The 10,382-nt window shown below is 40.5% G+C and carries 16 protein-coding genes and 2 pseudogenes; 6 read left to right on the top strand and 12 right to left on the bottom strand.

The features are described 5' to 3' along the window. The first annotated feature begins 4 nt into the window (after window positions 1-4). On the top strand, window positions 5-115 hold the full coding sequence (locus tag LC574_RS10125) for a sigma factor-like helix-turn-helix DNA-binding protein (protein WP_368736678.1): 111 nt from the start codon (window positions 5-7) through the stop codon (window positions 113-115). Window positions 116-203: 88 nt separating this feature from the next. Beyond that, complete coding sequence (locus tag LC574_RS10130) at window positions 204-452, top strand: hypothetical protein (protein WP_229453403.1); 249 nt, start codon at window positions 204-206, stop codon at window positions 450-452. 62 nt (window positions 453-514) lie between these two features. Here the strand turns inward: LC574_RS10130 and LC574_RS10135 are convergent, their stop codons facing one another. The 4 genes from LC574_RS10135 to LC574_RS10150 form a co-directional block, all read right to left on the bottom strand. Continuing rightward, window positions 515-748, bottom strand: a complete 234-nt coding sequence (locus LC574_RS10135) for an EF-hand domain-containing protein (protein WP_229453404.1) — start codon at window positions 746-748, stop codon at window positions 515-517. A 489-nt stretch (window positions 749-1,237) separates the two neighbouring features. After that, complete coding sequence (locus tag LC574_RS10140) at window positions 1,238-1,588, bottom strand: hypothetical protein (protein ID WP_306422095.1); 351 nt, start codon at window positions 1,586-1,588, stop codon at window positions 1,238-1,240. 112 nt (window positions 1,589-1,700) lie between these two features. Then, entirely contained in the window at window positions 1,701-2,189 is a 489-nt protein-coding gene (locus tag LC574_RS10145; protein ID WP_306422096.1) for a hypothetical protein, read from the bottom strand. An 80-nt stretch (window positions 2,190-2,269) separates the two neighbouring features. Next, window positions 2,270-3,121 (bottom strand): Rpn family recombination-promoting nuclease/putative transposase, encoded by an 852-nt coding sequence (locus tag LC574_RS10150; RefSeq protein WP_229453405.1) that lies wholly within the window; start codon window positions 3,119-3,121, stop codon window positions 2,270-2,272. A gap of 159 nt (window positions 3,122-3,280) precedes the next feature. On the opposite strand from LC574_RS10150, the gene LC574_RS10155 reads away from it, so the two are divergent. Beyond that, window positions 3,281-3,589: a helix-turn-helix domain-containing protein gene (locus LC574_RS10155; RefSeq protein ID WP_229453406.1), complete on the top strand. Its 309-nt coding sequence runs from the start codon at window positions 3,281-3,283 to the stop codon at window positions 3,587-3,589. Between the two features lie 299 nt (window positions 3,590-3,888). Here the strand turns inward: LC574_RS10155 and LC574_RS10160 are convergent, their stop codons facing one another. Next, window positions 3,889-4,143 (bottom strand): hypothetical protein, encoded by a 255-nt coding sequence (locus LC574_RS10160; RefSeq protein ID WP_229453407.1) that lies wholly within the window; start codon window positions 4,141-4,143, stop codon window positions 3,889-3,891. Window positions 4,144-4,170: 27 nt separating this feature from the next. Continuing rightward, a complete protein-coding gene (locus LC574_RS10165) occupies window positions 4,171-4,401 on the bottom strand; it encodes a hypothetical protein (RefSeq protein ID WP_229453408.1) in 231 nt (76 codons plus the stop codon). A 123-nt stretch (window positions 4,402-4,524) separates the two neighbouring features. Here LC574_RS10165 and LC574_RS10170 point away from each other — a divergent pair. Then, a pseudogene (locus LC574_RS10170) lies at window positions 4,525-4,672 on the top strand (NblA/ycf18 family protein). Window positions 4,673-4,859: 187 nt separating this feature from the next. Here LC574_RS10170 and LC574_RS10175 read toward each other — a convergent pair. Beyond that, entirely contained in the window at window positions 4,860-5,093 is a 234-nt protein-coding gene (locus tag LC574_RS10175) for an EF-hand domain-containing protein (RefSeq protein WP_229453409.1), read from the bottom strand. A 360-nt stretch (window positions 5,094-5,453) separates the two neighbouring features. Here LC574_RS10175 and LC574_RS10180 point away from each other — a divergent pair, with 360 nt between their 5' ends. Continuing rightward, window positions 5,454-5,801 (top strand): hypothetical protein, encoded by a 348-nt coding sequence (locus LC574_RS10180; RefSeq protein ID WP_229453410.1) that lies wholly within the window; start codon window positions 5,454-5,456, stop codon window positions 5,799-5,801. Further along, window positions 5,789-6,052, top strand: a complete 264-nt coding sequence (locus tag LC574_RS10185) for a type II toxin-antitoxin system RelE/ParE family toxin (RefSeq protein WP_229453411.1) — start codon at window positions 5,789-5,791, stop codon at window positions 6,050-6,052. Before LC574_RS10180 ends, LC574_RS10185 begins: the two co-directional genes overlap by 13 nt. Window positions 6,053-6,245: 193 nt before the next feature. Here the strand turns inward: LC574_RS10185 and LC574_RS10190 are convergent. The 5 genes and pseudogenes from LC574_RS10190 to LC574_RS10210 all read right to left on the bottom strand — a co-directional run bounded on the left by LC574_RS10190 (window position 6,246) and on the right by LC574_RS10210 (window position 9,843). After that, a pseudogene (locus LC574_RS10190) lies at window positions 6,246-7,349 on the bottom strand (IS630 family transposase). A 60-nt stretch (window positions 7,350-7,409) separates the two neighbouring features. Next, on the bottom strand, window positions 7,410-7,946 hold the full coding sequence (locus LC574_RS10195; RefSeq protein WP_229453412.1) for a hypothetical protein: 537 nt from the start codon (window positions 7,944-7,946) through the stop codon (window positions 7,410-7,412). Between the two features lie 138 nt (window positions 7,947-8,084). Further along, entirely contained in the window at window positions 8,085-9,071 is a 987-nt protein-coding gene (gene holA, locus LC574_RS10200; protein WP_229453413.1) for a DNA polymerase III subunit delta, read from the bottom strand. Window positions 9,072-9,133: 62 nt separating this feature from the next. Then, entirely contained in the window at window positions 9,134-9,610 is a 477-nt protein-coding gene (locus LC574_RS10205) for an HNH endonuclease signature motif containing protein (RefSeq protein ID WP_229453414.1), read from the bottom strand. Then, entirely contained in the window at window positions 9,607-9,843 is a 237-nt protein-coding gene (locus LC574_RS10210) for a hypothetical protein (protein ID WP_229453415.1), read from the bottom strand. The genes LC574_RS10205 and LC574_RS10210 overlap by 4 nt, the downstream gene beginning before the upstream one ends. Window positions 9,844-10,382 lie beyond the last annotated feature (539 nt).

Raw genomic sequence — 10,382 nt, forward strand, 5'->3', positions numbered from 1 at the left:
TCAGATTGGCCAACAGCTAAACCTCAGTCGAGAGCGCATTCGTCAAATCCAGGTCAAAGCTATAAGTATTCTCCGCCATCATCAAAATGACATTCAAGAGTATTTATTTGATTAAGTAGAATTACTTTAGTTAGATGACGCACGGATCTTGCAGAACTAATATGAAAAACTATATTGAAGAAGTAAGACCACAAAGGTAGTCAATGCCCAGCAAAATAATCCCAGTCCGAGAGTACACCGTCAGAGCGCACAAGCGGGAAATTCACACCCGCGTTTTTAACTTTGTATGTAAGCAGTGCGAACAACCCACACAACGAGAAACTTTTGGGGTTCGACCTCTATATTGTGAGAAATGTCGTCCGCCACAAGCACCTAAGAAATCAGTAGTCCCTCTCAAGAAGAGAAAACCCAGAGCTATGACTTACAAGAGTGGTAAAGACATAGCCGGATGATTTGTTGTCTCAAGGTTTTGAGTGAGCGCACTTTGTGAGTGAAGCAGTTAGGGATTGGGTTGCTAGTTTAAATTATTTGCTTTCTCAACTGCTTCCTTTAACTCTTCAAAGGTAATACTACCGTCAAAGTCTGAATCATAATTTGCTAGTAATTCCTGGGGAGTAGTGGTATTTGTTTCTGATGAGATGATTACACTTAGACCAGGACTTAAAAAAAGATCATTAATGGAGATTTTGCCGTCTTGATCGGTATCTAAGGTATTAAAAAGAGATTGAAGCTCTTGCTCGGTTGTCATAAGTTTCTATCTGAAGAACCGTTTTTCAACTTAATATCTCATTAATCTGTGATTAATCTCTCAAAATTAAATAAAGTTGTTTCAATTGACGTAGAAAGGCGATCACTGGGGGTTAGGTCTGTATTGAACTCAACCCAGAAGCGCTATAGTACAGCACGGCGTAAATAGAGCAACCATTGCAAATCTCTAAAAAGCCTATTCTATAATACTTTTGACTTTTGAATGCGTGACTTCCGCCTTGCGGTACTAGCTACCTAGAATCAAAATCTCATCCTTGAGAGAGGCAGTAAGCTGCTAGTTTGCTGCGATCATTGGGCTGGAGTGGATTTGGGATAAAGATCCCTTAAATATGAACATCGGTTTGGTTCCACCTCAGTCTATGAATCGAAACCATAAAGAACGGAGGACGAAAGACATTATGTCTCTTCATAAAATCGAAGATTTTGATGCCAATAAAGAGTCTATTAATTCTGATGTGATTTGAAAATCTTAAAAGTCATTATCCGTAAAGGGAACTATGGATGGTAAAAACCTTTTCAGGGATGGGTAAAATTCTAACCTCGCTGTATAATCATCTGTTTGAGATACTGATAGTTCAATTGTTTGCTGATTTTTTTCATCAAAAAGCAACTGAATTTGATAATCTGTCCAGAATTGCTCACCTAGTTCATCTTCTAAATCAAAAAGCCGTTGTTCATCTCCCCATATATTCGACCAAAGGACTATCTTATTAGCCCGAAAATGGTTTTGACCTGTTGTATCTGCAATGACAAAATATGCATCGACATTTAAATCAAATCCCAAATCACCTTCTTGGTAGGCTTGATTAATTGATTTCATAATTTCTGTATGATCTGTCTGTGTCTCGCTGTCAAAGACCTTGTCAGGGTGGAAGATTTCAGCTAACCTCAGAAATGTTTCACGAATTTTTCTCTTATCTTCTATTCTAGCTTCACCATGAGATTCTTCTACAGATTCTTGTGTTTGCCAATGTTGATGGCGACATAGAAGCAGTTTCCCTTGAAAAATCTGATTCGGGTTCGGGATTGTCAAACAATTCGTCTAGCTCTGTTGAAAATTGTCTGCGGCTTGGTTTGAGACTAATGATTCCTGTAAACTGGAGCTTAAGGTAAACTGCCTCTATATTTTTGAAGGTTTGTTTACCAAACTTTCTAGTAGTAAAAATCTCATCAAATAAAGTATGAATATCCTGGTCTAAGTCAGCCATTTTTTGAAAGCTGGGACTGGCTTTATGAAATATTTCTGTGGCGAAAGTTCGCGTCTGTTCAATAAAGTTATTCAGTTCTGTGCGTTTTCTTTTAATCTGTTTGAGTAATGATTGATGTGATTTTTCTAGAAATTGTAAGCGGATATGTAATTGAGAGAGAGCCAGTGGAGTTTCAAGAGTCGAGTGGGATGGAGGTGGGGTTTTTCGAGGCATAGAAGATTTATGCTTTTTCAAGGGAAAAAACTCTAACGACAATTGACATCTCAATGATGATACACGAATGTCTACTGAGATTAATTTTCTGGAGACAGCTGTGCCTGTAACTGCTGCACTTGTTCTACACTTAAACCCGTGATTTGTGCAATTTCCGGCACAATCATTCCTCTTTGTAGTAGATTCAATGCAATCTCTTCTCTTGTTTTTTGGGCAGCTTTTTGTTCCCAACTAGTAACAATTTCCATGATTTCCTCCCGCTCAGTTAACCCCATTGTATCGATAGCCGCTTGGAAAACTTGCTCTTCGGTTGTATCCAGCCGCAAATACGTATCCACAAAGCCCGAAATCAATTGCATTCGTGCTGGCGATAATTTTAACGTCGCCAGCAAACGTAAACATTCCGCCTTCACAAAGGGACGTTCCTCTGTTGGAATATTCATCTTCGACATCAATGCTGCTGCCACTGGATTTGGCTGCGTGAGAAAATCCCGCCAACTTAAACGATTCAACTGGATTGCTACAAACTGAAATTCCACCACCTTGAAGTCGCCAAATATGACCCGATAATTTTGAGGTTCGGCGCGTTTGGGTTCGTCAAACGAAAAAACTACAACTGGGTAAATGGGTAAATCATACTTTTCATGTAGACGTGCAAAATACTTAAACATCCGCTTTGCAAATTCTGTCTCAGTGTAAGATTGATTTTCAACGTGAATTAGAAAACAAGTGTCTTGCTGCTCGAAGCGGCATTGAGCCAGTAAATCAATTTCCTTCTTTTCCCCAGAGGTAACATCAGTAAATATTTCCTGGGGTAAAAACTGGATGGAATCGCGGTCTATTTGGCTGACTACTTGCGGTAGAAATAAATCAAGAAACTCAACAAAAAACGTAGATAGTAATTCTTTGAAAAGTCGGTCGTGGTCAATCATACCCAATACCCTCTGTTTTCATTCCAGCAGAAGAGATGATTATATTATTTGTGGTGAACACAGGGACAACTCAAAGTAATACTGCTGTACACTGCCACTAAGCTATTCCACATCTAATATGCATATAATGGTAATCGAAGAAAATGTGCATCTCCGATTATGCCAGCCCCCGGACATCTCAAGCGATCGCAACGAGAGAATTTACTGTCTGAGCTAAAAAACAGCAATTCTCCACAGTTAACGCAGAGGATATTAATTTTATTACTAATGGATGATGGGAAGACCTATCAAGAAATTAGTGATTTTTTAGACTGTGGATATAGAACTGTAGCGTATTGGTGCGTGCATGGAGATCCAGATAATATAGAGTCTCTCCATGATCAACGTGAACATGGTAATTATAGAAAAGCGACTGATGAGTATATTAAAATGTTAATGGAGACTGTTGAGCAGCTATATCTGGGCTAACTTCTATGCTTCCTAACGGAGAAAGTAGCCCGAGGGAGATACTCTTTGGTAAATTGGCTATAGAATTTTAAAGTCATCTTGATAATTGAATTAGGCTGATTTAACAGAGTAATTGTTCATACCTGCTGTTATGAAAAATCACTTTTTTAGTTTAAATGAGGGCATACCTAGCTTGGGTGCTTGCTCAAGCCATCCATTCAATACAATCGGGTGCAGTCTTTATTAGTTAACCAAATTTAATTGGCTCAATATCGTCAAACTCCAGCATCACGCCGCAACGCTTATCTTCTACCAGATACCTAGTTTTTTTGCTTGTGATGAAGAAGCGCTGAACTTACGCCTAAAAAGCCAAGTATTAATAGAGAATCAATAGAACTAAGCTCCGGGATAGAAGAAACAATATTGCCTTTGATTAGAAAGTACGGATCGCCATTGTCTCCTCGTACCTGTGGTGATGGTAACTCTTTCCAAGAGAATAAGGAATTGCTATCAGCCACCCCCCCGAAAAAGAATGATGTATTGGGTAAAATTGTTTGATTTACAGGAATAGGCATGGTATCACTAAGATCACTGCTCACCCGTTAGTGTACTGGGGATTTTTTAACAACATAAATACCGTATAGCCGCTCAATCACCACCGTTGCCCAAAGGAATAATTGTATTGCCCATCTCTTCTTTTGAGCGATCGCCAGCCGCAAGCAGAGGCTAAAAATGCTTTTAAAAACCTCAAAGTAGGAAACTTGAGAACTTAGGTTTTTACTTGGGTTGCCACAATGGAGTGATATCAAGGTTTCCAGCAGGAGATACGGCATTCTAACCTACTTAATACGGTTTACACCCCTTTGTTTTTTGTAAAGTTATCGTAATATTTATTTATATAAAGCAATATTTGCTTACATAAGCAAACCCAAATAAAAGACTAAGTAATAAAAGCGATGAATCAACCCATTGAATTATCTTTAGAACAAGAATTTAGTCTTAGAACATTTGCAGATCAAGTGAAGCAGATGTCCCGTGAACAAGCTCGCATTGTTTTTGCTGATGCTCTATAAGCAGATGAGAGTTAGGGAAGCTACTTACTAAGAATTGCTCAAACATCAGTGGGAACAAGATTGTGACCCAATTTTGGGCTAAAACAAACCTTGCGAGGTTACTTTAAGCGACTCAGAAGATAACGAACACACAATTGTCTTTTTCATGCAAATCCCTCAAAGCGTGGGCGCTTAGAGGGATTTTGGGTATTGGTATTTGGTATTGGGTTTTTTGACTGCTAAGTTAAATTATTTGCTTTCTCAACTGCTTCCTTTAACTCTTCAAAGGTAATACTACCGTCAAAGTCTGAATCATAATTTACTAGTAATTCCTGGGGAGTAGTGGTATTTGTTTCTGATGAAATGATTGCACTTAAGCCAGGGCTTAAAAAAAGATCATTAATGGAGATTTTGCCGTCTTGATCGGTATCTAAAGTATTAAAAAGAGATTGAAGCTCTTGCTCGGTTGTCATAAGTTTCTATCTGAAGAACCGTTTTTTAACTTAATATCTCATTAATCTCTGATTAATCTCTCAAAATTAAATAAACTTGTATCTTTAGACGTAGAAAGGGCTATCGCTGGGGCTTAAATCGGATGTACGCTGTGGGTTACAGGGTTTACACGAGGACTCAGCCTTCAAAGGGAGCATCATCGCTTCGTCGCCTTTAATCCAACGCTAGCCATCATAGACATCAGCACCGCTCTCAGTCTCAGCCGATGACGCATAAGCCACGCGGTAGAATGGTTACTCCAGTCTGTTAGGCTTAGTTAGAATTAGATATGCAGGTATTACGTTGAATTCTAATGTTTTGCGACCAAAATCAAATACTATATGACAGCCAACAATATTAAACAGCAAATTTTAGAGCATCTTGAGGCATTGCCAGGGGAGCAGGTAAAAAGTCTGCTCAAAACATGGTTGACTGTAACTGATGGAGACTTAGAAGATTTTGAGCAGTTACTCAGTCATGAATCTACTCAAAGTATAGAAGAAATCTATGATTACGGTGAAATAGATACAACATTAAATTTCCAGCCACTGACCCAAGCCCAAATGGTTGAGCAAAGCCGTAAAGCTCTGGAAGCATACCGTAGAACAGGTACAGGAGTAGCACATGAGCGTGTGCGTGAATGGGCAGACTCTTTAGGAACCGATGAAGAACGTCCATGTCCCAGATAGTTTGGACGCAAACGGCGATTGATGACTTAAATCGTCATTACGATTTTATCAAACTTAATAATGCTGATGCAGCAGCACGGGCAGTACAAGCAATTGTCTCTTCGGGTGAGAGTCTACAAGAAAATCCTCGTCGAGGTTCGATTGTCGATGAGATAGCAGGATTACGAAAACTTGTAGTTTTTTTTGGAAAATACGGCTTTATAATTCACTACGTTATTCTTGAGGATGATGTTGTAATCTTACGCATCTAAGTAAGTCGGCGAAAAAGTTTGTAGTTATGTAACGAAAAGTTAAGCAAAAGAATTTAAATAAAAGCGATTAGCGGTTAGCGATTAGCGATTAGTTTTAGACAAGCCGCCCAATATGAGCGGGGTATTAACCTCCCCAAGACTCGAATTTTTCGCCCACGAGGGGCGAGGCATGTACCGGGCTAATAGCTAATAGCTAATAGCTAACAGCTTGGTCAAATTTAATACGTTCTGTCGTGTAGTTTCCTCGCTTTCCTCTGGCTTCAACTCCGTTAATTACAGCGTAGGCAAGGTCTAATTCATCATCAAACATTTGTCCTGATAATTCATCTTTTTTGAGATGTTGCCATTCCAATTCAATCGGGTTCATTTGAGAACAATACTTAGGTAGAAAGAAGAGATACAAACCCATCTTTTCCCACTTTGCCCATAACTGCTGAACCTCTTTGCACCTATGTATTGGACCGTTATCTTGTACTATCACCCTTACTCGTCCAGCCTCTTGAGCTTCTTTTGCTTCTCGTTCCATCATCTGGATGTAAGATTTTCTACTAACACCCCCAATAACCAAACCGTAAATAAAACTAATTAGAGGCTGAAAAAATCCTATAATACTTAATCTTCGACCGCGACGCTTAGTCTGTTCTAAGTGCTTTTGCTTTCCTTTAAAGTAATATTTGTAACTTGGTTCGCTCCACGCACAAAATCCTGATTCATCTAAATACTTGAGGTCTATTTCTCCGGTTGCAGCAGCTAGATTCAGTATGTCCAGGTCTGCTTATTTATGCGCACGTACTATCGGGGGAAAGTTTTTCCTTATGACTCTTCCTTCCTCGTTTCCAAATGACCACGCCAGTTGCTTCAAGTCGGCAGAGCCGCCCAACGCACTGGCTCCCCTTTTTTTGAGTACCCGTCTTAATCTGTCGGAACTCAGTTTCACTTTGCGATCGCGTTCTAGTTTTTCCGTAAGCTGACGACTATTGTACGTGCGCGGTTCATTTCTCAGGCATTCTTCCAAAAATATAATGTCATCTTCTTTCAACTTTGGTTTTACTCCCCGACCTGGTAATTCCCAAAGTCCTTCTAGACCATGCTTCTGCCATTTACGCAAAACATTTCTCACTGTTGCAAGCGTCCAATTAAAGTGATCTGCGATTTTTTCTACATACCAGCCATGTGCATTTAACCTAACTACTTCTGCTCTGTCTTTGACTTTCTGTGGCACATCAGCAGTTCTGAGGTTTAGCAGAGTCTGGTCTTGCTCACTAGTGAGGAATACCCAAAAACTACGCGCCCATATACAAGTAACCTTAGTAGATGAATTCTACGTATTTACTTATCTTAACATAAATTGGTTTTTTTACGCCGACTTACTTATGGCAGCATTTGGCTGCATCTTATCAGCATTTTGGATGACCACAGCTTTGAATGGTGCATTGAGAGGAGAGCGGGAGAGAAATTGGGTAATTTCTCGAACCTGCTCAATCCTGAGAAGCGGTGGAGACTTCCGCTGTACTCCAGCAGCAGCCAACTCACTCTCGTTCAACAACTGTCCCTGATGCAGATAAGTTGGCTCTACCCACAGCAAATCAAGTTGATTGGTGAGGTTATGGATATTAAGAGCTTGGGCGAGGAAGCATCTAGCAGCCAGGGATTTGCCTACACCTTCTGGGCCTGCGAACAAGTATGCAGGAGCAAGTCGATTGTGTGCGAGCCTCTCTGATGTAGAAGCGTTAGCGATCGCTCCTTTGAGTAAAGACACCGCTAGGTTTTGTCCCACCAAGGTGGACAACTCGAAGATTTCCTTAACTGGTTGCACAAATTCCGACTCTGTGCTTTGAGGTGAGGTAGAAAGAGAGGATTCTTCTGTGACTTGAAGTAGATTTAGTTGATTCATTGTTTGAATTGTTGATTTTGGTGAGATATGGCAATCTCATTTGAGTTGTGAGAAATACGCTCTTTGGCTGTTAACTGTTGACAGCCAACAACCAAAACACGATATTTACGAATCATTTAGAATTGCTCTAGTTAGCACCTACGAACAAAGTTTGATGATTTGAGTTTGAAGGGCGAGCTTTTCGTCTCCACCAGACTTGAGCATTAGTTCCAGTTCCAACAGCACTTTCAAAGCATTTTGCAGTCTGTTTGTACTAACACTCTTCACCTCTTGGCGTATGTAGTAGAGGCGTTTGGGATTTTTCAGTTCTGCAATTTGAGCGATCGCACTATCGTCTTTACATCCAGCAGCAGCCATTAGTTTGACTATTAACCAAGTGCGAAAGGCAGTAGTCAGGGTGGCAACAATCCTTAACGCAGGCTCATTACAATTGATTAAGTTTTCGATTAATTTCAACGCCTGAGAAACATTACTCAAACGAATAGCATTGGCTAGTTGCAGGCTATTGGCTGCGTTTGCTGACACCAACTCTCTCACCATATCTGCATTTATAGTTCCACTTTGAGCATAGGTTTTCAGCTTTTCCAGCTCAGTGAACGTTAGGCGCGTATTGTTACCCGTCGATTCAACCAATAAAGAGTAAGCATCCGCAGTCAGGTTTACATCCACCTCAAGAGCCAGGGTGCGTGCCTGTTGTATGAGTGCGTCCGTCTGCCACTGGGGAATTAGGGGAAACTCTATAGCGAGTGCATACGTAAGCAATAGTTGGACTGATTTGTTTCTGGCATCTGGTTTGTTAAGGCTTGTAATCAGTAGGACGTTTGTTTCTGGGATAGCAGGCAGAATATGTTCCAGTTTTACTAGGGCTGTTTTTGGGCAAACCCCCAGTAAAGAGCTGTTTGGTAGATGAACTAAACGCCCTCCACTCCCCACTGGAGGAGTCATGATATCTGCAAACGCTTGGGGAATTGTCTCCTGAGCAGAAGGTGAGTATTCAGAATAGTTGACGCAGTTCCAATCCCGATCAAGGATATGCTTGAGCAGTTTCCCAATAGCGCGATGCATTAAGAATTCGTCTTCACCCCAGTATATCTGTATTGGCATTAAGCTTGTCGTTGAATTCACTTTGTTTGCGTCTGAGCGTTAGCTCTTCTGCTGCTTGAGAAACGCCCAAAATCTAGATATTGTTAGACAATTTCTCCTGAAGAATTAGGATTTTCTTGGCGCGGGTCAGAACGGGGAGGGTGAAAACCACCTTGCACCCAAAGTTGCCGAGATTTTTGGATAAAGCGGTCAAGACGGCGTTCATCATTTAAATCAATTCGGTTGCAAGTAGCTCGACCTGTAGGTGTGATGCCGATAATTTTTGTACCATCTGCCGACCAGATAAAGTGTTCAGCCCACTGTTGCTGACGGGGATTAAATAAGGAGACTTCTTGCTCTGTTTCTGGGTCGATTCCGACTGTAAAATTATAGTGGCGTTCATTGCACCGACGACAAGCTGAAGCCAAATTATCTACATCATCCGAACCCGCCAAAGATTGCGGCTTGATATGGTCGATTGTCAGGGGAGATGTGCTGAGAAATTCTGGATAATGGCAGTATTCGCACCGAAAATTAGCGCGGTTCCGTACAAATTCTTGGATACTGTTAGGAATTGTCACGACCCAGATGCAATAGTGGCATTTATATAGCTAAAAATTGTGTCTAATTCTCCAATAGCCTCTAGTTCAACGGCTTCTTCTGGTGTCAGTAAATCAGCTTTTTTCTTATCCAGAAGTTCTTGCAAACGCGAACCTAGCTCTTCAGTAAATTTGAAAAGATTGAGATTGTTGACTTTTTCGACTCGAATACCAGTCGTTAGCCAAGATGAGGGTCTAATTACTACTGGATTCATAGGGTTATTACGATTCAATATACTACTATTGTACTTACTTTAAAAGAGTTAGCACCAGATCCAGACTAGAAGTCAAGCCTCGTCCGTAACTGTTGAATGGCGCGATGCATAAGAAACTCGTTCTCTCGATAGTACAAGAATACTATTACTTTGTGATTTAGTTATGATGGTATTTTAGAATGCGAACAGAAGTAACTTACCTGTTTGGAAAAATATAATCCTTGATTATTAGGGGTTTAAGCTATTAAAAAAGTAATTTATTCGTGCGCGGTTTCTAACCGTTGCAGCTGAGCGTCAGCGCCAAACTATAAAATTTGTTCTCATTAGTTCAAATATATGGATAATCAGTCATCTAAAGAAATTGCTTTAAAACATTTGGAGAAAATAGCGAATATTGATGGTGGTAGTGAAAGAGAGAATATAAAGTTTTGGGTTCGTCACAACGATTTTTTGATCAATTGTCGCGCCTTGTTGCGGATGCGCTCTCGCGCACCTTCTTGGGGAAGACCTTGTGCATTATCAAGCTCCGAAAGACCGAT

The organism is Nostoc sp. CHAB 5715 (assembly GCF_020829685.1).
Taxonomy (GTDB): domain Bacteria; phylum Cyanobacteriota; class Cyanobacteriia; order Cyanobacteriales; family Nostocaceae; genus Nostoc.